Genomic DNA, 25,891 nt, shown 5'->3' with positions numbered 1-25,891 from the left:
CAGAGGGGAAATAAATGAAAAAGATAGCAGCAGCAACCTTACTCATCGGCTCAACCATGGTGGCTTCGGCTTGCGTAATTCGCGAGCCGGCTCCAGCCTCCGGCGGCGGCGGCACCGTTGCCGCCTCGGGGGGTTCTTTCAGCCCAACCGTGGTGAAGAACCAAGCCGTTAAACTCGTTGGCCTTGGGCCAGAAGATGCGTTCTTGCCTGACCAGGCGCGCATCGTCGGCCTTGAGTGCTATGCCGATGACACCACCACGCAAAAGCGCGATGGTTATTGGGCTGGCCCATTTACCTGTGGCGACCAAGACTTCTTTTTCTATCAAGTCTCGCTGGCACCCGGCAGCCTTCCCGCACGCGGCGGTGGCAGCAGCGGCGGCAGCTCCGCCTCAGGTTGGCCAAGCTCAGTCCCAGCGGTCGATCCAGGCTGGACCGAGACGGTTAGCTACATCGGCAGCGGCACCATTGTTCAGGTCGTCGGGCTCTCGGGCGAAGACGCGTACAAGGGTAACGAAGGCGAACACATCGGCAAGGTTTGTCGCGCTGATGGCAAGTTGAACAACAACGGCGGCGGGTACTTTGGCGGCCAAGTGCAGTGCCAAGACGGCGCCAGCCCGTACTACTTCAAAGCCAAGCTGCGCATCCTGGCGCGCTGATCGCTAGCTAACCTTATGGATCGCACGCTAACCGTGCGCAAGGCGGGCATTGTTGCCTGCCTATTTTTTTACAGTTAGCGGGCCTAGTGGTTGGCCGAGTCTTGGTTGCTTAAAGGCAGCGGCCAAGTCTGCGGTCGGGGCGACGGCCGCGGCGTAGTTCCACGATTTAACCATAATATCGGACACCTCAATCAAGTTGGTTTCCGACGCCTCGTCCGTCCAGTGAACCTCATACCACTTGCCATAGACGAGGATGCCCATGTGCCCCCCGATGCCGCCGTCGCTAATTTCGGCCAACAGCGCAAACGGTAGATTTCGCAAATTGGCAATTGCTGGTGTATCCTCGGCCAACCCGGTTTCCCCATTCGGTTCGCCAAAATTTACGACTTCTAAACTCGGCACCAGCTTAACGCGGTGCCAACTGCCATCGTGGGCGTCTTTGTATCGCTTAGCATCGTCTTTCTCGTATTCGTCGGTCTTCGGCATCGAATCGGATGCCTGGCCCCACACAAAAAATCCTTGCCATCCCAAGGCGGTTTGCATGCCTTTTAGGACGTCGGCGCCAGAAATTTCGGGGACCGCACTTTTCGATGAGCCGGTCTTGTCGCGCCATGCCTGGTAGACGGCCGACATCGCAGCGTTAAAGAGCTCGGGCTTGCCGGCCGCCACTAGGGCATCGTTTAAGACGCGCAAGAGAAAAGTCGTGCAATCGAGCCCGTTGCCGTCGCGACGACGCATCGTCCACGGTTTCTCGAGAGGCGCTTCGGTATAAGCGCCCTCGTAGGGCCCCCTACCGCGCGTTAAGATACCGAGGTGATGCTCTAGGTCCATCTTCTCGGTAATTGCCGCGGCCATGACGCCCAGCCCCGACTTGCTCGTCTTCGTTCGTGGATCGGCTTGCGCCGGAAACATACCACCCAAGGTCGACCAGTCTTGAGGCGCCTCGCCCGCGGCAGCTTCAATGCCGGCGTCGCCAAGCGCGATGACCGCTTTGAGCGCCGCGATCCGCTTGGTCAATTGGAAGACGGCCGTGGCTTTGCTACCCGAGGCAACTTGGGCCGGATCCATTTCGTAGTCGTGCGTGGCGATCGCGGCAGGGCCAAACCTCACCCGCGCAATCGCCAAGATCTGCCAAGCATCTTGCGGATACTTCTTAACCAGCCTGTCGACTTCGGCTGCAACATTTTGACGGCGCGAAATGCTCAGCATCTCCACCCCGCCGGCCCCAAGGCCCGCGGGCGTGGCAGCGGGCTCTGGCGTGTCCTCAACCTGGTCGGTGAGTTCCAGAAACTGCAGCTCGGCGGCGGCATTGAATTCTGAGCCCGCCTCTGCGCTGATGTCGGTGGCGCTCGCCTCCGAAGAGGCAGCCGCCGTTGCGAAGGTTTGCGCCGCCACGAGGGCTACCAGTATCGGTCAAGTGAGCCCCTCCCGCAACAGCTACATTTGGCTAGTTACCCGCGGGATACGCGGTCCAGCCGGCCAGCCAGTTGGTCGTGCCAACGGCGCCGATGTAGGTCGCGCTGCGGTCCATACCAACCGGTGGCGTAGCGCCGCCTTCGAGCACGGGCGCGCTGGCGCTGGTGCCAAAGCCAGGGGTAGCGGCGTCGGTTGGGTCGGTCAGGCCCGGGTCTTCGCCAAGCACGTTGTTAAATTCGACGGCGCTAAAGAAGCTTGACTCGTCAAAGCAACTGGTATTTGGCGATACGCAATCGTCCGAGGTGAGCACCGGGTTGCCATTCACGTCGACCTCGATTTGGTCAAAGTTGGTTGGCCACACCTCGCCACCGCCAACCGGCACGAAGTACGAGTTTTCAATGGTCACGTCGCCGGCGTTCGCTAAGGCCGCGGTCGAGCTGCCGTCGACGTTGATGGCGAAGTTTTCAAAGTTCATGAAGATCGCGTTGTACAGCTTCAGCGCCGAACCGCGGCGAAGATGAATGCCGCCCTGGCCGCCGCCAGCGCCGCCGCCGATCATCGTGACGTTCCACAGGGTTGGCGCGCTGCGCGGCAGAGCCTCGCTATTGTTCTTGTTGCTGTCGGCTTCAATCCCCTTGTCGCCAATGGCGGCCGATTGTTGAATGACGAGAAACTGCATCGTGCCATTCCACCCGAGGTCCCAGTCGATCGCGTCGTCGTCGGCCTGCGTGATGACGATGTGGCTGAGGTTCACCGTGCCGCCAAACAGCTCGATGCCGTCGTCGAGGCCGCGGTGGGTCTGCACGTATTGGATGGTCGTCCCGGTGCCGCACGCGCCGAGCGTGATCGCGTTGAGCTCGTTGTCCGGCGCCAGCTCAAAGCCGGCGAATTCGACGCGAACGTATTTGAGCGTGCCGCAGTCATGCGCGGCGTTGCTGCCGCCGTAGGTAATCTTGCTGCCCACGCTGTCGGGGAAGCCCTCGACCTTGTTGGTGCCGCCAGTAACGTTGATCGGCGCGCGGCCGAGCAGCACCACGCCACCCCAATCGCCAGCCGCCGGCATGTCGGGCTCGCTGCTGGTAAATACGATCGGCGCGGTCGCCGTGCCTTCGGCCTCGATGCGCGCATCGGCGGTGATGACGAGCACGCTGCCGAGGTCGCCGACAATCTTGGTGCCTGGCTCAATGGTGAGCACGGCGCCATCCGTCACAAAGACTTGGCCGGCGAGGCGATAGGTGTTGATGGCTTCCCACGTAGTGTCGGCCGTGATGTCACCGGCCTCCACGACAACTTCCTCGCCAGTTGGCGGAGGGGTTGGCGGTGTGGTGTCGTCGGTGTCGGAACACGCGGCGACGAGGGCAAGGGCACATGCAAAATGTAGCTTCTTCATACGTTTCTCCTTCGTGCTAGGCACAAATTACGGAAGCGGAATCCATTCCAATGACGCACTTATCGTCGTTCCCAGGCGCTGCTGATTGACGGCCAGGTCACCTTGTTGCAACAAGACGGTGTCGCCGAGCAAGTTGGTGGCCGAGATCTTCAGTTTCCATTGCGCCGCCACCTTGCGCGCATAAGTGGCATCTACGCGGTGAAGCGGCATTTCATAGGTGTCGGGCAGCCCGTCAACGCCGACGTCAACGATGCGGCGGCCGGCGACATTGTAGGCCAGCGTGATGTCGCCCACGCGGGCGCCGCGATATTGCACGCTGGCGTTTACGGCGTAGGGAGACTGGCCGTAGAGCGGGCGCGACTGGCTGGTGTTAATGGCCGCGGTTTCGTCGAGTTCGATTTGCGACCACCCAAACGTCGCGTTGGCGCCGACGTAGAAATCAGCCAGCGCCGGGGCTATGCGCGCCAGCGACATGCGGCCTTCAACTTCCAGGCCGAGCAGGTCGGCGCCGGTGGCGTTGCGAAACGTCGCATCCGCCTCTGAATTGACAAGCACCTGTTCGATGGGGTCGACGAAACGCTTGTAAAAACCCGAGGCCGCAATTACCTCGCTGTCGGCGGGAAACCACTCCCAGCGCACGTCGGCGTTATGGATATGAGTATTTTGCAGCTCGGTGTTGCCCGAGATCGAGCGCCGCCGCGTATAGTCAAAATAGAGGAACGGTGCCAGCTCGCGAAAGCGCGGCCGCACCAGGGTGTAGCTGTAGCCGCTGCGCACGCTGCTGTGCTCGCCCAGCACATAGGTGGCGTTAAACGCCGGCATCACGTCGGCGTCGCGGCGCGAGGTATCAGTCGCGATGCCCGCGACCGCATAATCAGAGCCGCTGCCGAGCGCCTGCGAGGCGAGCTCGACGCGCGCGCCGCCTTGCAGCCGCAGCTTGCGGGTGACCGCCAGCTCACCGGTGGCATAGGCCGCGGTCGTCAGCAGCGAGGCATCGTAGGCATCTTCTTGCAGCGTGTCCTCTTGCAGGCGCAGCTCGTCGCCGACGCGCTGACTAATCAGCAGCGTATCGGGGCTATCGGTGAGCACCGTGGGGTCTTCGCCGACGAAGCGATAGCGAAAGCGGCGGCCGTCATAGGTGCGGCCGTAGCGCGACACCGCGGCACCGACCTTGAGCTGAAAGGCTTGCCATTGTTTATTGAGGTCTAGGCCGCCGCCGACGTTGAGATCAGCGAGGTCGGAAAAATAGCGCTGGCCGCTGCCAGGCTGGCTTTGAAAGCGCGACTCGCCGGTGATGGCATCGTACACATAGAGCGTATCGCGGCTGTCGTGTTCATTGCGCGCCGCGGTGGCCACGCTGGCCTGCCATGCCAAATGCCACGGCCGCGCCGCCGCGTCGTCGCCAGCGCTGCCGCCGCCGAGGCGATGATCGCCGGCGAGCTGCCACAGTGACATCGAACGCTCGATCATGCCGAGGCGCGCGAGCTCGACGTTGCTCGACTCGCTTTCGCTGTACCCCTGGCCGCTAAACGCCGTGGTCTCGCCCGCATGCGAGTAAAGCGCCAAGAGGCGCAAATCATCGCGCGGCGACAGGCGAATGCCCGTGCTAAGCAAGGCACCCAGCGTTTTTTCGTTGGCGGCAAGCGTGGTATCGATGGTATCGGTGCGGCGCAGGCCGTCGCTGCCGAGCGCGACCTTGGCGGTCTCGCTGGCCTTGAGCGAGTTATTGTCGCGAAAGCTCGCGCTTGCCAGCATGCCAATTGGGTGCTTGCCGCCACCAACGCCGCGCCAGGTAGTGCCGCCCGTGAGCCCGAGCGAGAAATTTGGCGCCAGCGTCGAAGGCTGTGCCTCCCATGAATCGTCAAACGCGCCGGCTACCTGCGCGCCTTGCGCCGGGCGCAACGGTGAATTGGTCGCGAGCTCTTTCGGCACGCCGCGCTTGCCAAAGAAGCCGAGGTCGACGGCAATGCCATCGCGCGGATGGGAGGCCGCGGATTCCCACGTGGCGATGGAATTGTAGCTGGTGCCGATAGACGCCTTAAACTCGGGAGTTAACGGATAGGCGTTGGTTTGCAAGGTCAGCATGCCCCCGCCAAAGTTGCCGTTCATCGCAGGGTCGTAGGTCTTGGCGACGGTGAGGCTGGCGAGCAGCGAGCTTGGGAAGAGGTCGAGTGGCACCGCGTTGCGCTCGGGCTCGGGGCTGGGCACCGACACGCCATTGATCAACGTCGAGACGTAGCGCCCTTCCAGGCCCCGCAGCACCACGTACTTGCCATCGAGGATAGTCGCCGAGACCACGCGCTTGACGGCGTCGCCGGCGTTGGCATCCGGCGTGCGCGCGATTTCTTGCGCGCTGACAATATCCACCATATTGGTCGCCTCGCGCCGCACCGCCAACTGCGAGGCCTCGCTGCGCCTATCAATCTCGCCGATAATCTCGACGGTATCGACTTCCGCAACCGGCGTTAGCTTGGCCCAGAGAGTTGGCGCATTCTTGCCGGCGACGAATGAGAGCGTGACCGCGTCGTGAAACGGACTGCTGACCGCGATCTCATGTAGGCCCGCCGGCAGCACCAGCTCAAATTCGCCGCGCTCATCGCTGAGCACAAAGATGCCGGAGTCGTCGAGCACCGAAATGATTGCCTCGGGCACCGGCAGGTCGGTCGCGACATCGACGACGCGTCCTTTGACCGTAAAGCCCCCGGCGGCCGCTGGTTGTGCTTCGGCGTGGCTAGCCGCCCCCAGCATCGCCAACACCAGCGACAATATAAGTGTCACTCGCGCGTTTCCTTGCTTCATGCCAGCACCATGCGTCGGCCATAGGGCGCTGCCGTTGCAATTGCGCAACACTTTCGTCACCTAGGTGACGCGATGGTGACGGCGGTTGGTATAGCGTAGCGGGCATGAAATCATCGGGATATCGCATCGCGCTGTTGCCGGGCGACGGCGTCGGCGAAGAGGTCGCCCACGACGCCTCGCTGCTGCTCGCAGCCGTTGGCGACAAGCTTGGGGTGGCGTTTGCGATCGACGAGATCCCGTGTGGCGGGCGTTACTATTTGGCGCACGGCCGCGACTGGCCGGCGGATGCGCATCAGCGCTGCGCCGACGCCGATGCGATCTTGCTCGGCGCGGTCGGGTGGCCAGCACCGGGCGGTGGGCCCGTAACCATGACCGATGCCGCGGGGCCCGACCTCGCCGGCAAAATGGCCGGCTGGTCGCCGGTGATCGGCAACCGTCTCCACTTCGATCTCTACGCCAACATCCGCCCCGTAAAATGTTACCCGGGCACCAAACACGGCATCTCCGGGAGGTTCGCCAGCGTGTGGCAGCCCGAGCATGTCGACATGGTGATGATTCGCGAAAACACCGAGGGGCTTTACAGCGGCCGAGGCCACTATGAACCCGCGAGCACGGCGCCTTCGGCGATAACAACTACCGCCATCGACGAGCGCGTCATTACGCGCGCCGCCAGCGAAAAGGTCATCCGCAAGGCCTTCGAGGTGTCGCGCGCGCGCGGCAAGGGCGCTCCGGGAGATGGCAAAAAGCGCGTCACCTGCATCGTCAAAAATAACGTGCTGTGGGGCTGCAAGCTTTTTCACGAGGTCTTCCTCGAAGTTGGCGAGGCGTATCCCGACATCGAAAAAGACGTCGCCATCGTCGATGCCTTTGCCATGTTTGTGCTGACGCAACCCGAGCGCTTTGACGTCTGCGTCACCACCAATATGTTTGGCGACATTCTCACCGACCTCGCCTCGGTGTTGCAGGGCGGCATGGGCATGGCCGTCGGCTGCAACATTGGCGATAGGCACGCCATGTTCGAACCCATCCACGGCAGCGCACCGCCACTTGCTGGCAAAGATGCCGCCAACCCCATGGCGATGATGCTGGCGACCGCCGAAATGCTGCGCTGGCTTGGCGCACGCCACGCCGACGTGCGCGTCACCCGCGGCGGCGACGCCATCGAGGCCGCCGTGGCTGCGCTCATCGCCGAGGGCACCTGCCTGACCGCCGACCTCGCCGGCAAGGCAGCTGGAAAAAAACGCTCCGAGGTCGCAACACAAGTCGTTGCGCAGGCGCTTGCGCGACTCGGCTAATGATTGGGCGCCTCGGCGATCTTGCGATACGTGCCAAAAAACTGCGCAACATCGTCCTTGCAATCCCACGCGGTGCCGCCCTTGTTGGGCGGTGACACGAGCTCGTAGCGAAGGTCATCATTTGCCAGTTTGGTAATTGTCGCGAATCCCTTGATTTCAGGGTTACCGGTCGCATCACCTACACATTTGTAAAATAGCTTGAGCTGTTCCTTGCTCATGGACAAAACTGTTAGTTCCTTCGCCGTTGCCTTCCCAGCCTCAATCGCGGGTGCGGTGTCCTCACTTTTCCACTCCAGCACCCAATACGGGCCATTCTGCTCAACGATCTCCAACACGAAGGCGTGCTTACTTGACGCCGCCAACAGTTTGTAACGTCCGACAGGGAAAAGGCGCATGGACATCGGTGGCGTCACGTCGACGGCTGCAGCGTCGACGGCCGCTGCGGGCGCGTCAGCGACCTTGTGCTCGCTCGACTTTTTACAGCTCAGGCTTAGCGAGACGGTAGCCAGCAGACAAATGGAAAATGGTTTCATGGTGTTCTCACTGTTTTAATTTTGGGATCGCGCGCCGATCGCCGCGCACCGCGAGCATCACGCCCGCCGACCACTCGGTGATGCGCTCGACGCGCTCGCTCGCAAACGAAAAACCGGCCCAGTAGGGCCCTAACTGCACCCGATCGCTCAATTGAAACATCGCGCCTAAGGTCACCGAGGCCGCGGTGCCGACAAATTTGGTCGCGTCGCCATTCACGTTGCGCGTAATGCGCGCAGGCATCACCTGCGCCGAGAGCAAGGGGCGAAATGGCCCATAGGCGCCCTGCACGGCCACCGATGCCGCCGCATAGGTCGCGCTGTATTTTTGCTCGTTGCCATCGCTGCTAAATGACGTCGCAACGCCGCCAAGGCGCCCCGCGATCGCGACGTCAAATTGCTCGGAGGCCACCACCTGGTGGCGCACACCAACCGCGCCACCCGTAGGCATGGGCAGAATGAAGAGATACATCGCGCCCTCTAGGCTCACCTCGAGGTCCGTGCGATCGCCAACGCCATAAGCCACCGTCGCGGTGCCGCCTGCCGCCGGGGCCACGCCGATCGATCCATCCTCGCCCGAGAGATCGAGCGTTGGCGCCTCGAGCGCCAGGCTGGTGCCATAGCTGCCTTTGCCCACCGTCGACGCCATTTGCGGCGCGCCCGCCGATAGCGGCAAAAAGCAGCCGCCCAAGGCCACGACCAATCCCACCGCGATAGCCAAGATAATTCGCGCCATACGCCCCCCGTCCTACCCAAAAATCATAACGCAATCGCTGGCCGCGCGCAGCGGGCGCTACTCGGTAATGTCATACAGGTCGGCCGCAGCGGCCTGTGCGGCAATCTGCTCCACATCTCCCGCGGCTTGCGCAAGCCGCGGCCACACCAACGGATGCGGCCAGTGCCCGACGATCGCCGCCATCTCGCGCGACACGGCCGCCAGATCGCACGCGGCGGGCAGCGCGACCACGAGATAGATACCCGGCAGCGCTTCGCCATCGGGAGCGGTGAGTTCATAGTCGCCGCCGCCGATCCGATCGGTGACGTCTTGCGCACGCGCGCCATACTTCTTGAGACAGGCCGCGAGCTCACCCAGCCCTGCTTCGCCAGGATGCACGCCATCGATTGCGAATCGAAAACACCCACCGGCCACGAGCACGCGGATGGCCGTGAACGCAAAGACCGGGACCAGCTCGCCATTTTCCAGCGGTTCGCCGTCCTCGCCCAGCGAGGGCACCTCGCCGACTTGCTTGGCCGTCAGGCGATCAAACACGATCAAGTCGTCAAAGTGCGGCGTCGAGCTGTGGGGCCCGATTTCGCTGATGCGCGCGGTGACCGGCCCGACGCGCACCGCGTCCCACACATATTCTTCGCCCTCAAACGCGATCTGGCAAAACTCGCCTGCGCCGTGGTCGGCGGTGTCGCCGAGTTCTACGCCAAGTTCGAGACGCGCCGCGCTCTCTCGCACGACGTCCCATCGCTGGGTCATGGTCGCTAGCGCCATGCGCTCCCAATCCCACGGCCCGGCCTCCGCCCCGCTATCGATCACGGTCTGCAACATTGCCAGCGCCACGTCGAAGTGGCCAAGGCGACGCTCGCATTCCGCGGCCAGGGTGCGCACGCCGTGACCTGGTTGAATGAGAGGCATCGCCGTCAAGAATTCATCGCGCGCCTCGTCGTATCGATTGGCCGCCATCGCCAGCCGTCCGGCAAACCAATGATGGCCGGCGCGCGCCCAGGTTTCTGGTCGGAGGCGCAGCTGATCGGCAAACTCGGTGAGCGCCGCGGTTTGGCCATCGCCAAGCCAAACGTTGCCGAGCTGATACATCAAGTCTTCGCTGGGCGTTGCGGCAAACGCCCCGCGCAGCACGCGCACGGCCTCGTGGGAGAGCCCCAAGCGGCGATAATAGGCCGCCAGCGGTACGAGAATCGCGGTGGCGTCGTCGGTGCGAGATTCGATCGCCAACGCGCTTTCTAGTTCCTCGAGCAACTCCGCCGCGTCTTCGCGCAAGGCCACGCGCTCAAGCCGGGTGCCCAAAGTCGTTAGCTCCGCAGGCTGCCACGTCAGGTTGCCAACCAAGTGACCAACGGCATGTAACTTGGCAGGCGCATCGAGCGGCTGGGCGAGCTGTGGCAGGCAGCGCTCCATGACCGCCAGGGCGCGCTCCGCTGGGCCGCGCCGCTTGGCGGCAACGGCGAGAAACGCCAGTTTTTCGGCATTTTCTAGCGCCAGGCGAAAGATGTGGCGTTGCTCGAGCACGGCGATGGCGCGCGCGACATCGAGCCGCAACATCGCGGTATTTTCTAACATGCCAAGCTCGGCAAGCAACGTCGCCAAGCGCAGCCAACGCGGCAGCTGGCCGGGGCGATCGGCCAATTCCGCGAGCGGCGGCAGCGCGGCGCGCGCGGCGTCGGCGTTGCCAAGGTTGGCGTATAAGAGGCCGTTCATGAGTCTGCGCTTCATCCGCTCAGATTCGCTGTCGTCGCGATCGTCGGTGCTTTGCGTCGTCCACGCCAAGGCCTCGTCAAACTTGCCTTGGCGGAGCAAGATTTCCTCAAGGTTGAGCAAGCATTCGCGCTCTGGGTCGCCGGCCGCCAGCAATTGCTTGCGCTGCGCGTCGGCAAACGCCGCCGCACCGCTGACGTCGCCCGCGTCGATCATCGCGTCGATGCGTTCATTCGAAATGCAGACAAAGCAGGTCCACGCCGGTGTTAGCTTGGCAAGGGCCTCATCACAGACCGCCAGCCGCTCGCGCGCATAGCCCGCGCCATCGACGAGGCCGTAGCAGGAGGCGACGTCCTGGACGGTGCAGGTGGTCTGCGGGCAGCCGCGACACTCGTCGCGGTGTGAAAACTCCAGCGCCTCGATGGCATCGCCCAGGCGGCGCGCGTCGTTGCGATGCAGCACGCGGCTTTGCAGCGCCCAATGGCGAAAATAGACCTCTAGCCACGCATCGCCCAGCTCCTGCGCGCGCGCCAGCCCTTCTTCGATCATGGCATCGGCTGCCTGATGCGCCTCGTCCACCACCGCGCTCGGCAGCGCATTTACGATATATGCCAACCGCTCGTCCCCCGCCTCGCGCAGCTCGTCGGTGCGGCGCTCTACCCAACTCCAAATGTCCATGGTTTTCCTTGTGACCTAGTTGCTCGTGTCTACCATCATTAGCGAATCGACGGCCACGGCCACGGCGCGATACGCCGCCAAAAATGACTCGCCGGCACCGGTGCCCGTGCCACCCGCCTCGCCGCTGCCGCTGGTAAGCGTGGCAAGGCCCCGCAACAACGCCGCCGCGGGATGCGCGCGCAACGCACTTGGCGCCGCGCCGGCCGCGCACGCCGCCATCAGGCGCGCGATCGCCGGCGACGCAACATTTACGTACAGGCTCGCGTTGGCCGTCTTGATGCCCGCGGTGAACTTGCGTGCCAGCGCCAAGACGCCCGCGCCGAGGCGCTTGTCGGCGTCGTCGTGCTCAAGCGCGGCCTTGAGCTCGGCGTCGCGATCGACGACAACAACGAGCGGGATGTCCACGGGTTCAAACTTCGCGAGCACCAGCTCGGTGTGCTCGCTGCCGAGCATCGCCTGCAGCGCCTCGCGCCACCCCGGCTCCCCTTCGACCCGGCGAAACACGGTGGCGTTGCCCTCCTTGGTGCCGAGCCGCACCACGGTGCCACCCGCGCCCTGCGCATGGCGCTCGCAAAAACTCGCCGCCGCATAGCGCCGCCCTGCCACCACCGGGATTTTTTGCGCGCGAAACAAGGTCTCTTCAAACCCGCCGCGCACCGCCAGCGAGACAAAGGCGCGATTGCCGCCGCGCGCGAAGATGGTTTTAACCGGCAGATCGCCCTCGGTCGTCGGCACCGTGAGCTGGTCGCGCAGCAGCTCGAACAACTCATCGTCGGCGAGCGCTGCGCCGAGCAGCGCCTCATTGTGATAGAGGCACACCCGGCGCCAGGTCTCGGGCTCGCGCGTCGCCAGCCCCCGCAGCGCGCTCACCAGCGTAAGGCGCAGCGCGGCCGCGGCCCCGTCCCACGCCGCATCCCGCTGCAAATCCTCGCGACTCGCGGTTGGCACCAGGCGGCTCGATTCAATCACGCCCCCGACAAATCCGGCCCAGCGCGGCAGCAAGTCGCGCGCATCGTCGTCGAGCATCATGCCGCGCACGTAGACGTGCAAGTTGCGATTGTCGGCGTTGCCATAGGTTGAGCCGTCTTGGATCCACAAGAGGCCGGCGACGTCGGCGTCGTTCTTGCCGATGGGCAGGGTGCAGATTGGCTCAAACGTCGGTTCGAATGGCGCGACAAAAGCCAGCCTTGCCTTGCGCAGCGCCAATTCGCTCGCCGGCGCCGCATCGGCCTGCGCCTGGGTTCGCCATGGCGGCGCGACCGCATTGATCGCGACCGACTCGCCTCCGAGATACACCGGTATCGGCAGCAAGGCACAGTATTTGCGCAACACCGCGCGCAGCACGTCGGCATCTGCCAGCGCGTGATGCGCAGGCTTGAGCACGAGCTCAACCTGGGTGCCCACCGCCATCGACGTGCCTGCCGGCGCCGCGGCTATTGTATAGGTCTCGCCGGTGCGGCTGCTATAAACCCACACCGCGCCTGGGGTCTGATAGGAACACGTCGTCACGGTCGTCTTGTCGGCGACGACAAAGGCCGACAAAAATCCCAGCCCAAACATGCCGATCAGCTCGTCGCTGGCCGCGCCGCCCGCCTCGCGCAGCTGTCGCGTATAGCCCGTGCCAACCGTTGCCAAGTAGCGGCGAATCTCTTCATCCGTAAGGCCGGCGCCGTTGTCGCTGATGCAGATAGTCTTGCTCGTCGCATGGACGGTCACGTCGATGCGGGGCTGGTAGTCGCCGGCGGCGTCTTCGCTGCGGCGCCGAGCCAAGGCATCATGCGCATTTTGGATCAGCTCGCGCACCGCGACCAGCGGCGTCGAATACAGATGCTCGCCGAGCACCTTCATCAGGCCCGCGAGGTCGACCTCGGCCTTGTGAAATTCAGGGAGCGACGTTGGCGAACCTGAGGCCATAAGGGCGCCAGCTTACTCGCTGCGGGGGCCGCGTGCACGCAGTCGCTGGCTATTGATCAGCACCGAAATGCTCGAAAGCGCCATGAGTGCGCTTGCCACCATCGGCGACACCGCAATGCCCCAGCGGGGATAGAACACGCCTGCCGCGAGCGGCAGCGCAACCACGTTGTAGCCAAACGCCCACCACAGGTTTTCCTTGATCACGCGCAGCGTGCGCTTGGCGAGCCCGAGCACCACCGCGATATCGAGCAGCCGATTTTGCGTCAGCACGATATCGGCCGCCGCGACGCTGACGTCGCTAGCATGCCACATCGCGATCGATACGTCGGCGGATGCTAGCGCCACCGCGTCGTTCATGCCGTCGCCAACCATCGCCACGCCGTGGCCGCTTTGCGCGGCGCGCTGCCGTACCAAGTCCGCCTTGCTCTGGGGCGTGGCCTCCGCAATTACGTCGTTAATGCCAAGGGCGCCGCCGACCGCGCCGGCGATGCTCGCGTTGTCGCCCGTCAGCAACACAGGGGAAAACCCGGCGTGCGTTAATTGCGCGATCGCCGCCGCCGCATCAGCGCGCACCTCGTCGGCAATCGCCAACGTGCCGAGGAAGGCGTCGTCGAGCGCGACATAAATGGTGGTCACCGCGGCCCGCTCAGTTACTTCGCCTATCGCCACGCCCTCCGCCGTCAACCACGCGCGCTTGCCGACGCGCACCACGCCGCCGTCGACCCTCGCGGTGACGCCCTGCCCGGTCGCCGCCTGCGTCGCCTCGGCCGCTGGTACGGCCACGCCGCGCGCCCCCGCCGCGCGCAACACCGCGCCCGCCAGTGGATGTTCGCTCTGCGCCTCGGCTGCGGCGCACATGGCAAGCAAGTGCGCTTCGTTGACACCCGGTGCCGGATCGAGGCCGACCACATCGGGCCGTCCCTCGGTCAGCGTGCCGGTCTTGTCAAACACCACGGTCTGCACGCGCGCCGCCTTCTCGAACGCGGCGGCAGATTTAACCACCACGCCTAGGCTCGCCACTCGCGCCAGCGCCGCCGACAGCGCCGCCGGCGTTGCCAGCCCCAGCGCACACGGGCACGCGATCATCAGCACCGCGGCGCCAAACTCAAACGCGCGCGTTGCGGCGCCTGGTCCGCCACGCAACCACCAAACCGCTATCGTCACCGCGGCGAGCAGTAAGATCGCCGGCACCATGCGCGCCGACACCGCATCGGCCAGACGTGAAATCGGTGCCTTGCTCGCCTGCGCGTCAGCGGCGCCGCCAATAATGCGCGCCAACCGCGACTCGCTCGCGCTGCTGGTCGCAACCACGGTCAGCGCCCCGCTGCCATTCATCGTGCCGGCATACACCGCGCTGCCGACCTCGCGCCGCTGTGGCACGCTCTCGCCGGTTAGCATGGCCTCATCTATATATGACGCGCCGCTGGCGATCGTGCCATCGACGGCGAGCGCCTCGCCGGGCCGCACCACCACGACGTCTCCGACCGCCAAGGTTGCACGCGCCACGGTGCGCGGCTCGCCACCAACCAGCACCGTAACTTCATCCGCTAGCTGCGATGAAATGCCGCGCAACTGCTGATTCGCCTGCATGCGCAGCCGCGTCTCGATCACGCGACTTAGCAGGACAAAGGCCACCGGCGCCACCGCCGCCTCAAAATAGAAGTGGGCGTGCATGTGGTGCGCGGCGGGCGTCGTCAGCAGTGCCCATAACGAGAGCGCAAATGACGCGCCGGCACCCAGCGTCACCAGCGTGTTCATGTTGGCGCCGCCATGCCGAGCCGCCACCATCGCGCCGCGCCAGATCGGCCAACCCGCATAACCCATCACCGGCAACGACAAACCGAGTTCGAGCCAGCGCTGATAGGGAATGTGCACCAGGCCATGGCTCATCGCCATCACCACCACCGGCACGCCAAAGGCCAGCGCCACCACCAAGCGCCGCACGTAATCGCGATACTCGGCGTCGACATGTAGTTGCATCGGCTCGGCGATCGTCGCGCCGTAGCCCGCGCGCGCCACCGCTGACATCAAGGTCGCCGCGGGCACGCCGTCGTGCACGACCACCGCGCGATGCCCTATCAGATCGACGTTGACTTCGCGCACGCCCGCGACCTTGCCGACGACGCGCTCGATGCGCGATGCGCACGCTGCGCAGGTCATGCCGGTAATGGCAAGCTCGGTCTTTTTTGGCGCCGCCGCGTCGCTTGCCACACGCCTTGATACCCGACCCCGCTCACAATAACGAGGCCGCCACGCCGCGCAAATATTGCGGCTTGCCCCAGCCCCCAACAAGCCTTAGGTTGCGGTCATGAGCATAAAACTAGCCATTACCGGTATGACCTGTGGCGGCTGTGCCAATTCCGTAACGCGCGCCCTGCGCGGCGTGCCGGGCGTCGCCGACGTCGCGGTCGATCTCGCCAAAGCCTCCGCAACGATAGAGGTGGCCACAGGCGCCGCATCGCCCACCTCAGAAGCCTTGCTAAGTGCGCTTGATGACGCCGGTTTTGGCGGATCGATTGCCCCGCCTGCTGCGGCGTAAACCAGCCATTGACATCGCGCCCTTTGCGCCCCACGTTGTGCTCATGTTTGGACGCATGCGCTTAGGCACGTTGCTCGGGTTTCCAATTGAGCTGAGCACCGGTTTTTTCCTCCTCCTGGCCATGGTTTTTTTCTGGCAAGGCGGCGCCGCAGGCCTGCTCATCCTCAGCATGGCGATGGTCGGCGTGCTCTTGCATGAGCTTGGCCACGCCGTCGTCGCGCGCCGGCTGGGCGTCCGGATCGCCGGCATCGAGCTCAATTTTTTTGGTGGCGCCGCCAAGATGATGGAGCTGCCAAAATCGGCCAACCACGAGATCGCGATTGCGCTCGCGGGCCCCGCGGTTTCGGTCGCCTTGGCCGTGCTTGGCTTTGGCCTGTTTGAACTCACCGCGCAGCCGATGGCGCAATGGTTTGGATATATTAACGCCGCGCTCGCCATCTTCAACCTTATACCCGCGCTGCCGATGGACGGCGGGCGTGTGTTACGGGCGCTGCTCACCCGCAAATTCGATTTTGTTCGTGCGACGGAGGTCGCCGTAAAGGTGTCACGCGTGTTTGCGATCGTGCTCGTCTTTGTCGCGATTGGCACGGGTAGCTGGCGCCTCGCGCTCATCGCGCCGTTTTTGTGGTTCCTTGGCACCGCTGAGGTATGGCAGGCGCGGGCGATGGCGCAGCGCTTTGCGTATGATAGCGGTGGTTATCGCGCGCGGCGCCCCGGCGAGGTCGAGGTGCTCGGTCGCGACGGCTTGCGCGACGCCGACGACGATGACGCCCCGCTTGCCTCGCCATTTGGTGGCGGCATGCCGAGCAATGTCGACCCGCGCGTCATGCTCGAACAACTAATGCGCGCCGGCGCCGCGGGCCAGGGCCACATGAGTGGCGTAAGTTGGCAGAGCGGTCAGGCGCCACGCAAGTGGACGGTGGAACTGCGTAACGGACGCTTCGTCGTCGTCGAAGACGGCCGCTCGTAGCCGCGGCGGCGCCAACGAAACCATGTAGGGTTGTGGCATGTCGTCTCAGCCTGCGACCCGCAAACTGCCCGTGGTCCTCTTGGCCCTGCTGTTGGCCATCAGCGTGCCGACCATGCTGGTGGCGCCCGCGGGCATCAAAAGCTGGTCGCTCGAAGTGGTCCCCGGTTTACTGCTTGTCGCCTTCATGGCCGCAAGCTACCGCCGCTTCCCGCTGTCGAACTGGGTGTACATCGGCACGTTTCTTCATATTTTGGTTTTGATCTACGGCGGCATGTACACCTACGCCGAAACGCCACTTGGCAATTGGGCACGCGACGCATTTGATCTCAGTCGGAATCACTACGACCGCGTTGGTCATGTTGCGCTTGGCCTTTTTCCCGCGTTTTTCGCACGCGAGGTGCTGCGCAAGCGAACGCCGCTGAGCGGCGCGTGGCTCGCCGTTTGCGCGTGGAGCATCGTGTTCGCGTTCGGCGCCTTTTGGGAGCTCCTCGAATGGTGGGCCGCGCTGCTCCTCGCCTCCGATGTCGGCCAAGCCTTCCTCGGCTCGCAAGGCGATGTGTGGGATGCGCAGTGGGACATGCTGCTGGTAGGCGTTGGCGCGGCAATTGCGCTGTTAGCCTTTTCACGCCCACACGAGCGGTCGATGGCACAATCCGCGCCTGCGCCCGATCACACGCGGCAACCGGCTTCAAACTAAACGCCGCTTAGTTCAGAGAAATATTTTCAGCTGCGAGGTGTGTCTCGCCGCGGATCGATAAGCCCGTGCCTGCGCCAACCGGTGGTCAGCAGCCACGTCGCCGCTGGCACGACCGGAGGATCGTGCTGCGGCGCCGCCGTTTCAGCCATCCGCAACGCTGCCTCGCAGGTCGGCGAGAAGCCTTTAAACCACGCCGCCGAGGTGCAGCGCACATCCACCAGCACCCGCGTGCTAGTTTGCCACCGCCCGGCTGCAAGCCGATCCGGCATATGCTTTGTGCTGTTAAGCAGCACGTAAACGAGCGCGTTGCGAACTTCTTTGGGCACAGTGAGGCGGCGCGCAAAATAGCGGTCGCGCCAGACCTTGCCTTCACGTCCCAGCACGCGATTGATGGCCCGGGCGATGCGAATCGCAAGGCTTGCCATGCCGCGCGACATCGCGCGCTGGTCGGCCGCTTCGGCGAGCAAGTGCACGTGGGTGTCCTGAATCGAAAATTCGGCAATGCGAAAGGCGCCGCGGCTATCATCGCGCTGCTGCGCGCCGTGCACCTGTCGCATCGCCTGCGTGATAACGCGAACCAGCCGCGGCTGCCGCAGGTTGGGCACATGTGGCAACGCCTTCATTGATATGTGAAGCGGATGCGCCGCCTTATGTTGTGGACGCCGCAGATGCGACACCATCGCGTCCGCGCCGTTAGGTTTGCGTCCCGCACCCGCACGCTTGCCACCTCGTCGCGAACCATCCTTCGCCTTGCGATGTGCCGTGCCAACGGCCAGCGCGAGCTGAGCCCTGGACTTGCCACTGCCGGTCGATTTGAGGCCCTTCATTGATTTAGCATTAATATACGAACAGGGCCCATGCTGCTGCAAAAATCAACGCTATTTTCAATAAATGACACCCCCCACCAGCGCCCGGCCCGGGTCATCAAAAAACCCGGGGCCGGGAACGCAGCAGACCGCGTGTTCGCCCCCCCGGTGAGAACGAATGGCGGTAGAGCGCCGGGGCGCTGGCCATTTGAAGCCGCGCCCGGCGCCTAGATAATTTTTTCTAGCATCGTGCGCGTAAGGAGCGCCATCCTCAGCGGCTGGCGGCCTGCCGTGGACGTAACAACTCGAAAGCGATCTAATTCACCGAAGATTTCGCCTGCCCGCCCATCACCAAGTCTATAATTTAACCATGGACGCCGCATCGTTTCGCGAGGCCCTGCTACTCGTCATGGAGCGCAAGGTGCATTGGGGCTGGCCGCTGTTCACCAGCGGCCTCGTACCCCGCGAACGCTTGCACCATCACTTTGAGCAAGAATACGAGACCTACGTGCGCGACTTTCCCGTGCTCGTCGGGTGGGCGTACGTGCAATGCCCGCACGCCGAGGCGCGGCGCGACCTCATCGAAAATGTCTACGAAGAAGAAACCGGTGGGCTGGTCGCCGGACGCCCGCATCCCGAGCTATTTCTCGAGTATCCGCGCGGGCTGGGCATGGACTTGGCGCGCTTCGCGCAGATTAAGCTCGAACCCAAAGCCGCAGCTTACCGCGTCGTGCTCGACGACTGTACGCAACACCAAGGCTGGGACGTCGCGGCCGCGGTCACCACCATTTTTATCGAAGGCACCTCGTACGATCGCGGCGAGCTCGATCCAAATTCACCCAAGCGCCCCGAGGCGCCGCTGGAAAATCATCCGCTCGTAAAACACTACGGGCTAGCCCTCGAACACCTCGCGCTCACCAAGGCGCATCGCCAAGTCGAAGGCAGTCACCGCGCGGCGGCTTGGAACGTGGTGCTCGGCCATGTCGCGCCCGAGCGCCGTGCGATCGTCGTCACCGCCATGGAGCAAACACTTGCCGCGTGGCTCGCCTATCGCGACGAGGTCTCGCTAGCGTGCGGCCTCGTGCGCCCGGTCACGTAAAAACAATTTACCTACATTTCGCCCCCCGCGACGTGCGTGGCAAACTGTCGCGCATGGCTCGAACCAAACTTTTTAAATCCTTGCAGCGCCTCGCCAACCAGGCGTGGCAAACTCGCCGCGCCGCGCTTGCGGCCAACGCCAACCCGGGCGCGTCCTCGCAGGAAGCGACCGGCGGCCTCACCCGCCGCGCCTGGTTGCAAAGCACGGCGGCCCTAAGCCTCGTGGCGCCCTTGCTGAAGGCGTGCAACGAGGGCACCGAACGTCCCCCCGTCGTCATCGTCGGCGGCGGGCTCGCCGGCCTGCACTGCGCCTATCGCTTGCTGCTCGCCGACGTTCCCGTCATTTTGCTCGAATCTAGCGATCGCACCGGCGGCCGCACCTTTAGCGCGGATGACCAAATGCCAAGCGGCCAACTCATCGAACTTGGCGGCGAGCTCATCGATTCCGGGCACCTCACCATGAAGGCGCTGGCCGATGAATTTAACCTGGCGCTTGACGACTTGGTCGCTGAGTCAGAAGGGCTGCTCGCCGACACCTACTACCTCGATGGCCAACACGTCGACAAGGCCGCCATTCTCAATGAGTTTGTCGATCTTGCCGACATCATGGCCAATGCCGTGGCCGCCGCGGAGGCCGACGACGCCGAGTTCGAGCGCATCGACGCCATGTCGATTCCCGAGTGGCTCGAGAACGAGGCGGGGCTGCCGAGCACGTCGCATTTGCGGATGCTGCTGGAGGCGGCCTACCTCGGTGAGTATGGTCTTGAGGTAGACGAGCAATCAGTCTTCAACATGCTCTATCTCATCGACTACGAAACCACCGATGATTTTCTCATCTTCGGCGACTCCGATGAGCGCTTTCACCTCCACGCCGGTTCCGAGTCGATCGCCAAGGCGCTGAGGCAACGCATCGACGAGCTCGATAGCAATTGCATCCAAACCGGCGCCGTGGTCACCGATGTCTCGGAGGGCGACACCAGCGGCGCCGTCCACTACGACGTCACCGCGCAGACCGGCGCGGGCCAGCAGCACTGGGTCGCGCGGCATGTCGTCTTCGCGCTGCCATTCACCCGCCTACGCGAGATCAACATTAGCGCGCTGGGTCTCCCCGCGGAAAAGCTGGCCATCATCGACGAGCTCGGCTACGGCACCAACGCCAAGCTGATGATGCAGTATTCCGAGCGCGTATGGAAAACTCAGCTCGACGCCTCCGGGTCGTCGTTTTCCGATGTCGGCGAATTGCAAACCACGTGGGACACCACGCGCGGCCAGGCCGGCGACGCTGGCATCATCACCAACTTCGTCGGCGGAGCGCGCGGCCTTGCGATTGGCGATGGCACGGCCGAGGCGCGAGCGGTCGAGGTGCAGCCGTGGCTCGATACGGTCTTTCCAGGCACCGCCGCGGCCTATGTGGCGGACAGCGCCGTGCGCATGCACTGGCCAACCCATCCGCACACGCTTGGCAGCTATGCGTGTTACCGCCCGGGACAATGGGCATTTTATGGGCTCGAGGGTGAACGCGTCGGCAACCTTCACTTCGCCGGCGAACACTGCTCGCTCGATTTTCAAGGCTATATGGAAGGCGCCGCCGAAACCGGCTTAGCCGTCGCGGTCGAAATTCTCGAGCAGTACAATATCGCGCCCGCCGGCAAGGTGTTGCCATCTGGGAAGGCGACGCAAACATGGGCGAGGGTGCTCGCGCGACAAGTTCGCCGCGATGCCCAGGGTAAACGGCTGCGCCGCGCCACCCGCCAACACCTCATCCGCCAAGCCTTAGGGCGCTAAACGGACAAGCGACCAAGCCGCGCCGTCGCGTTGATACAGCAACCGATCGTGCAGGCGGCTGGGTTGCCCCTGCCAGAATTCGATGGCCTGCGGCACCACGCGATAGCCGCCCCAGTGTGCGGGCCGTGGCGGCTCGGCGTGATCAAAGCGCGCCGTGACCTCGTCGACGCGCGCCTGCAGCGCGGCGCGGCTTTCGATTACCTTGGACTGCGGTGACGCAATCGCGCCCATTCGGCTCTCGCGCGGCCGCACGTTGAAATACGCATCCGAATCCGCGGCCGACACGCGCTCGACGCGACCCTCGATGCGCACCTGGCGATCAAGCGCGTCCCAAAAAAATAACAGCGCCGCGTCGTGCCGCGCCTCCAGCTCGCGGCCCTTGCGGCTCTCGTAGTTGGTAAAGAACACAAACCCCGTCTCGTCCATTTCTTTGAGCAGCACCATGCGCACCGAGGGCGCCCCCGTGGGGTCAGCCGTCGCCAGCGCCATCGCGTTTACCTTGGGCAGCGCGGCAGCCTCGGCCTGCGCAAACCACGCCCTAAATTGGTCAAACGGCGAGGCGGCTACCGAGCCCACGTCCAACGCGTCGCCCTGATAGCCTTCGCCGTGATGCCATAATTTCCCGTCGGCCATGGCCTGGTGTTCCCACACCCTGTGACGGCAGTCAAAGTTTGGGGGGCCCGACCGAAATGCCCGATGCTATTTGCCTGGCCGTCCGCTACAATTTGTCCATGCTCCGCCGCGGCCTGCCAATTTGCCTGCTTTTGCCGCTGGCGAGCGCCTTGCTCGCCTGCCCTGGCGCCGGCAAGGATCAATGCGGCGACACCCGCGAGCTAGACGCTGTATATTACGGCACTGATCATCCGACGCACGTGGAGCTCTCGCTTGGCCAAGAGCGCGCCATTGGGGTGTGGGCAAACGGCGCGATTTGCACCGGCACCGTCATCGCCGACGGCTGGGTCCTCACGGCGGTGCATTGCGACATTACGGAGTCGCAGCAATTTTGCATTGGCACCAGCCTCTACGAGCCCGATGCCTGCTTTGACATCATCCGCATCATCAACAGCCCAACCTACAGCTATCTCGGCGACGCCATCGAACTCGATCTCGCCCTCGTCGAGCTCGCCGATTTTGATCTGGCCGCGCACAACGTCGAGCCTATTCCCATCGTCACGCAACCGCTCGAATTTTTGTTGGCGATACGGCCGAGGCCGGAGGTTTTGGCGAACAAGAAAACGGCAGCATCGGCGAGAAAAAGTTTGTCGCCTCGCGCATCGAGGCGGTGGCGCCACCTAGTGATGGCGCCCAGTTTATTCGCATCGCGGGCGACGGCGAGCAGGGCGTCTGTGGCGGCGACTCAGGCGGGCCGCTCATGGTCATCGACTCCACCGGCGTCGTGCGGGTGGCCGGCGCGCTCAAAGGCGGCGATAGCTCATGCGTTGGCTACGATCGCTTCACCCGCGCTGATTTCATGAAGGAATGGATCGAGACCTACACCGGCCTGACGCCCAATCCCGCTGGGACGCCAGGTTGTGGCGACGTCACCGCGGAGGGCCTATGCACCGGCGGGCGCGCGCTCTATTGTCTGAGCGATCGCCTGTGGGCCGATTCGTGCCCCAACACCTGCGGCTGGAGCGTGGTTGACGAGGCGTACCGATGCATCGAAGGCACCGACCCTTGCCGCGGCGTCGACGTGCTCGGCAGCTGCGATCGCAACGCGGCGGTGTGGTGCGACGAAGGCCAGGTGCGGCGCCGCAGCTGCGATTGCGAGGGCAATACCTGCGTCGACGATCCGTCGTATGGCGCGTATTGCCAAAACGTCGCGGATTGACCGCGGCCGCGCACATGTGTGCGAGCCGCCTACCACGCCTCGTGTAAAGCCTTGGGAAACCGTGCCGCGCTGATTGAGCAGGCCGCGCCAGACCTCTAAACTAATTACGACATGACCGCGCAGCTCGCGCAAATTCTCAAGTTGCTCGACCGCGATGACATCGCCGAAATCGCGCTGCAAACCGGCAAGCCCGTGATGGCGCGCATGGCCGGCGAGTTCAAGCCGGTGTCACAACAGGTGCTCACGACGCCGCAGATCGAAGCGATCATCGCGGGCACCGACGCGGCGATGGTGGTGCCTCGCACCGACGGCAATGCGCCCGATGTGCCTTGCACCTTGTTTGCCGCCGACCTGACCATTTCAGCGGCGCGGCGCGGCGACGTCATCCAACTCCGATTTGCGCGAGCGGCTCATGCCAGCGGGATTGCCATGCCGCCGGCCAATCCTGGCGGATCCATTTCGGGCTTTGGCCAGGCCGCGATGCCTGCCGGCACGTTTGCGCCACCACCGCCGGCCATGCCTCCCGCGGCGTCGCCTGCCGCTATGCCGGTTGCCCCGCCCCCTGAGCAAGACGCGGCACCCACCCCGCCTCCCGCGGCCGCTCCGCCTGTCCAAGCGCCGCGCTCGCGTCTGCTACTCGGCAATCCGCCACCAGATTTGCTCGGCATCTTGCGCGCCGCCCGCGGCCGCGCCGCCAGCGACGTCCACATCATGACCAATCGGCCGCTGCAGATGCGGTGCGCCGGGCTCATGCAACCGTGGGGCGACCCGATGACGGAAAAGGTTGTCGAGAGCATTTTGCACCCGCTGATGCAGCTCTCGCAGCGCGAGCTCCTCGAAAAGCGCGGCTACACCGACCTCGCCGTCGACATCCCGGGCGGTGGTCGCTGCCGGGTGAACATCTCGCGGCAAAAAACCGGGCTCAAGGGCAGCTTTCGCCTGGTCATGGAGCCGCTGCCAACCATCGAGTCGCTTGAGCTACCGGTCGAACTAAAAAAAATCACGAACTATCATCAGGGCCTGGTCGTCATCGCCGGTCCCAACGGTCACGGCAAGACCACCACTCTTGCCGCGCTGGTGGATCTCATCAACAGCACCAAGCGCGGCCACATTCTTACGGTCGAAGAGCCGGTTGAGTTCTTGCATCCGCGCAAGCTGGCCGTGGTGTCGCAACGCGAGGTCGGCATCCATACCCGCTCGTTTGCCACCGCGCTCAAGGCGTCGCTGCGCGAAGACCCCGACGTCATCGTCATCGGCGAGCTGCGCGACCGCGAAACCGTCGAAATCGCCATCAGCGCCGCCGAAACCGGCCACTTGGTGATCGCGACCATGAGCACGCCCTCGGGCGCCAAGACCATCGACCGTCTCATTGATTTTTTCCCACCCAACGAACAACAACAAATTCGCTTCACGCTCGCCGCCGCGCTCAAGTTCGTCATCGCGCAGCGGCTGGTGCCCAATAAAGACAACAGCGCCTTTATCGCGGCGGTCGAGCTCATTTCGGGGTGCCCGCCGCTGTGGACGCTGATTCGCGACAACAAGCTATTTCAGCTGCCCAACGTGCAGCAGCGCGGCCGCTCGCTCGGCATGATTCGCCTCGATGAATCCCTCATGGCCTTGCTCAAGGCCGACCGCATCACCGAAGAGACCGCGCTCGCCTTTGCCGAGCAAAAGAAAGAGTTCTTGTTGCAGCTGCGCGGCCCGGCGCCGGTCGTCGCCGCGCCGCAAAGCAACACCGCCCAAAAAATGGGCGACATGGCGGCGCGCGCGCGCGGCATGTTTGGCAAAAAAGATAAGGAGCCGTAGCCGCATGCCCGAAATCGATCGCTACTTTGACATGCTGATGAAACGCGGCGGCTCCGACTTACACATCGCCGCGCAATATCCGCCGATGATTCGCTCCAAAGGCGAGCTCATCCCGCTCACCATCGAAAAAGATATCTTGTCGCCCGAGCGCGTCGAGACCTTGCTCTACGAGTTGCTGTCGCCCGAGCAGCGCAAGACCTTTGACACCAACTGGGATCTCGACTTTGCCTACGGCTACGAAGACAAGGCCCGCTTCCGCGGCAACTACATGCGCAAGACCGTCGGCATGGGCGCGGTGTTTCGCATCATTCCCACCAAGATCTTAACCCTCGACCAGCTCGGCGTGCCGCTGGGTATTCGCAAGCTCGCCGATCTCAAGGCGGGCCTCGTGCTCGTCACCGGACCCACCGGCTCGGGCAAGAGCACCACGCTGGCGGCCATGGTTAACCAGATCAACGCCACCCGCCAGGCGCACATTCTAACCATCGAAGACCCGGTGGAATTTGTTCACCACCCCATCAACTGCCAGATCACCCATCGCGAGGTCGGCGAAGACACGCCGAGCTTCCTCGAGGCCATCCGCAGCGCCGTGCGCGAAAATGCCGACGTCATCCTGGTGGGCGAGCTTCGCGGCGCCGAGACCATGAAGCTAGCGCTTCAGCTCGCGAGCTTTGGCTGCCTGGTGTTTGCCACGGTGCACACCAACAGCGCACCGGCCACCATCGACCGCTTCGTCAACGCGTTTGCCGCCAACGAGCAACCGCAAATCCGCGGCATGCTCGCCGACGCGCTGGCCGGCATCGTCGCCCAGCAGCTGCTCAAGAAGGCCGACGGCTCCGGCCGCATCCCGGCGCACGAGATTCTCATCGCCACGCCGGCACTCACCCCGATGATTCGCGAATCCAAGACCGCGCAGATCCCATCGTTCATTCAGGCCGGCATCAGCGATCACATGCAAACCATGGACGGCACCCTCTCCAAGCTGGTCAAGGAAGGCCTCATCACCGCCCACGACGGCCTCGAAAAAGCCCTCGACAAAGAATACTTCATGAAGATGCACCCCGAGGTCGCCGACGCCACCGCCGACGCCGCGGCGGGGCATTAGCCCCCAACAATCCGATGGACCACGGGTAGAGCGCCCCCGCCCGCGGGCTAAGTGGGTGGCGCGCTTGTGCGGCGAAGACCTCGGCGATACAATCACGCCCGTGAGACGGATGTCGGTCGTGCATTTGGCGCGA

The 25,891-nt window shown here is 64.0% G+C and carries 21 protein-coding genes; 11 read left to right on the top strand and 10 right to left on the bottom strand.

The window, feature by feature from the left end:
• Positions 1 to 14: 14 nt before the first annotated feature.
• Entirely contained in the window at positions 15 to 656 is a 642-nt protein-coding gene (locus tag IPL79_17700; GenBank protein ID MBK9072813.1) for a hypothetical protein, read from the top strand.
• 60 nt (positions 657 to 716) lie between these two features.
• Here IPL79_17700 and IPL79_17695 read toward each other — a convergent pair whose 3' ends face one another.
• Genes IPL79_17695 through IPL79_17685 form a run of 3 tightly spaced genes read right to left on the bottom strand, consistent with a single transcriptional unit; the run spans position 717 to position 6,261 of the window.
• Positions 717 to 2,051 (bottom strand): hypothetical protein, encoded by a 1,335-nt coding sequence (locus IPL79_17695; GenBank protein MBK9072812.1) that lies wholly within the window; start codon positions 2,049 to 2,051, stop codon positions 717 to 719.
• A gap of 52 nt (positions 2,052 to 2,103) precedes the next feature.
• Positions 2,104 to 3,462: a hypothetical protein gene (locus tag IPL79_17690; protein ID MBK9072811.1), complete on the bottom strand. Its 1,359-nt coding sequence runs from the start codon at positions 3,460 to 3,462 to the stop codon at positions 2,104 to 2,106.
• A gap of 27 nt (positions 3,463 to 3,489) precedes the next feature.
• A complete protein-coding gene (locus tag IPL79_17685) occupies positions 3,490 to 6,261 on the bottom strand; it encodes a TonB-dependent receptor (GenBank protein MBK9072810.1) in 2,772 nt (923 codons plus the stop codon).
• 104 nt (positions 6,262 to 6,365) lie between these two features.
• Here IPL79_17685 and IPL79_17680 point away from each other — a divergent pair, with 104 nt between their 5' ends.
• Complete coding sequence (locus IPL79_17680) at positions 6,366 to 7,556, top strand: isocitrate/isopropylmalate dehydrogenase family protein (GenBank protein MBK9072809.1); 1,191 nt, start codon at positions 6,366 to 6,368, stop codon at positions 7,554 to 7,556.
• Here IPL79_17680 and IPL79_17675 read toward each other — a convergent pair.
• Genes IPL79_17675 through cadA form a run of 5 tightly spaced genes read right to left on the bottom strand, consistent with a single transcriptional unit; the run spans position 7,553 to position 15,332 of the window.
• Positions 7,553 to 8,089: a hypothetical protein gene (locus tag IPL79_17675; protein ID MBK9072808.1), complete on the bottom strand. Its 537-nt coding sequence runs from the start codon at positions 8,087 to 8,089 to the stop codon at positions 7,553 to 7,555. The genes IPL79_17680 and IPL79_17675 overlap by 4 nt on opposite strands.
• Before the next feature lie 7 nt (positions 8,090 to 8,096).
• Positions 8,097 to 8,822 carry a hypothetical protein gene (locus IPL79_17670; protein MBK9072807.1) on the bottom strand — a complete coding sequence of 242 codons (726 nt, stop codon included), beginning with the start codon at positions 8,820 to 8,822 and terminating at the stop codon, positions 8,097 to 8,099.
• 57 nt (positions 8,823 to 8,879) lie between these two features.
• Complete coding sequence (locus tag IPL79_17665) at positions 8,880 to 11,207, bottom strand: hypothetical protein (GenBank protein ID MBK9072806.1); 2,328 nt, start codon at positions 11,205 to 11,207, stop codon at positions 8,880 to 8,882.
• 15 nt (positions 11,208 to 11,222) lie between these two features.
• On the bottom strand, positions 11,223 to 13,121 hold the full coding sequence (locus IPL79_17660) for an ATP-binding protein (protein ID MBK9072805.1): 1,899 nt from the start codon (positions 13,119 to 13,121) through the stop codon (positions 11,223 to 11,225).
• A gap of 12 nt (positions 13,122 to 13,133) precedes the next feature.
• A complete protein-coding gene (cadA, locus tag IPL79_17655) occupies positions 13,134 to 15,332 on the bottom strand; it encodes a cadmium-translocating P-type ATPase (protein MBK9072804.1) in 2,199 nt (732 codons plus the stop codon).
• A 97-nt stretch (positions 15,333 to 15,429) separates the two neighbouring features.
• On the opposite strand from cadA, the gene IPL79_17650 reads away from it, so the two are divergent.
• From IPL79_17650 to IPL79_17640, 3 genes are read left to right on the top strand one after another with little or no spacing between them, the layout of a single operon-like run.
• Complete coding sequence (locus IPL79_17650) at positions 15,430 to 15,660, top strand: heavy-metal-associated domain-containing protein (protein ID MBK9072803.1); 231 nt, start codon at positions 15,430 to 15,432, stop codon at positions 15,658 to 15,660.
• Positions 15,661 to 15,703: 43 nt separating this feature from the next.
• Positions 15,704 to 16,630, top strand: a complete 927-nt coding sequence (locus IPL79_17645; GenBank protein ID MBK9072802.1) for a M50 family metallopeptidase — start codon at positions 15,704 to 15,706, stop codon at positions 16,628 to 16,630.
• A 37-nt stretch (positions 16,631 to 16,667) separates the two neighbouring features.
• Positions 16,668 to 17,327 (top strand): DUF2238 domain-containing protein, encoded by a 660-nt coding sequence (locus tag IPL79_17640; GenBank protein MBK9072801.1) that lies wholly within the window; start codon positions 16,668 to 16,670, stop codon positions 17,325 to 17,327.
• A gap of 26 nt (positions 17,328 to 17,353) precedes the next feature.
• On the opposite strand, the gene IPL79_17635 is transcribed toward IPL79_17640, so the two are convergent.
• Positions 17,354 to 18,154: a transposase gene (locus IPL79_17635; GenBank protein MBK9072800.1), complete on the bottom strand. Its 801-nt coding sequence runs from the start codon at positions 18,152 to 18,154 to the stop codon at positions 17,354 to 17,356.
• A 349-nt stretch (positions 18,155 to 18,503) separates the two neighbouring features.
• Here IPL79_17635 and IPL79_17630 point away from each other — a divergent pair, with 349 nt between their 5' ends.
• On the top strand, positions 18,504 to 19,232 hold the full coding sequence (locus tag IPL79_17630; GenBank protein ID MBK9072799.1) for an iron-containing redox enzyme family protein: 729 nt from the start codon (positions 18,504 to 18,506) through the stop codon (positions 19,230 to 19,232).
• Positions 19,233 to 19,285: 53 nt separating this feature from the next.
• Positions 19,286 to 21,016: an FAD-dependent oxidoreductase gene (locus IPL79_17625; GenBank protein MBK9072798.1), complete on the top strand. Its 1,731-nt coding sequence runs from the start codon at positions 19,286 to 19,288 to the stop codon at positions 21,014 to 21,016.
• Here the strand turns inward: IPL79_17625 and pdxH are convergent.
• Positions 21,005 to 21,649: a pyridoxamine 5'-phosphate oxidase gene (gene pdxH / locus IPL79_17620; GenBank protein ID MBK9072797.1), complete on the bottom strand. Its 645-nt coding sequence runs from the start codon at positions 21,647 to 21,649 to the stop codon at positions 21,005 to 21,007. The two genes, IPL79_17625 and pdxH, sit on opposite strands and share 12 nt — an antisense overlap.
• A gap of 98 nt (positions 21,650 to 21,747) precedes the next feature.
• On the opposite strand from pdxH, the gene IPL79_17615 reads away from it, so the two are divergent.
• The 4 genes from IPL79_17615 to IPL79_17600 all read left to right on the top strand — a co-directional run bounded on the left by IPL79_17615 (position 21,748) and on the right by IPL79_17600 (position 25,758).
• The gene (locus IPL79_17615; protein MBK9072796.1) at positions 21,748 to 22,491 is read left to right on the top strand and encodes a trypsin-like serine protease; all 744 of its coding nucleotides are present in this window, start codon (positions 21,748 to 21,750) and stop codon (positions 22,489 to 22,491) included.
• Positions 22,488 to 22,847 carry a hypothetical protein gene (locus IPL79_17610; protein MBK9072795.1) on the top strand — a complete coding sequence of 120 codons (360 nt, stop codon included), beginning with the start codon at positions 22,488 to 22,490 and terminating at the stop codon, positions 22,845 to 22,847. Before IPL79_17615 ends, IPL79_17610 begins: the two co-directional genes overlap by 4 nt.
• Positions 22,848 to 22,958: 111 nt before the next feature.
• Positions 22,959 to 24,653 carry a PilT/PilU family type 4a pilus ATPase gene (locus IPL79_17605; GenBank protein ID MBK9072794.1) on the top strand — a complete coding sequence of 565 codons (1,695 nt, stop codon included), beginning with the start codon at positions 22,959 to 22,961 and terminating at the stop codon, positions 24,651 to 24,653.
• Positions 24,654 to 24,657: 4 nt separating this feature from the next.
• Entirely contained in the window at positions 24,658 to 25,758 is a 1,101-nt protein-coding gene (locus tag IPL79_17600; GenBank protein MBK9072793.1) for a PilT/PilU family type 4a pilus ATPase, read from the top strand.
• Positions 25,759 to 25,891: the final 133 nt, after the last annotated feature.

The sequence above is a fragment of the Myxococcales bacterium genome (assembly GCA_016716835.1).
Taxonomy (GTDB): Bacteria; Myxococcota_A; Polyangia; order Haliangiales; family Haliangiaceae; genus JADJUW01.
This window is presented reverse-complemented; position numbering and strand designations above follow the sequence as displayed.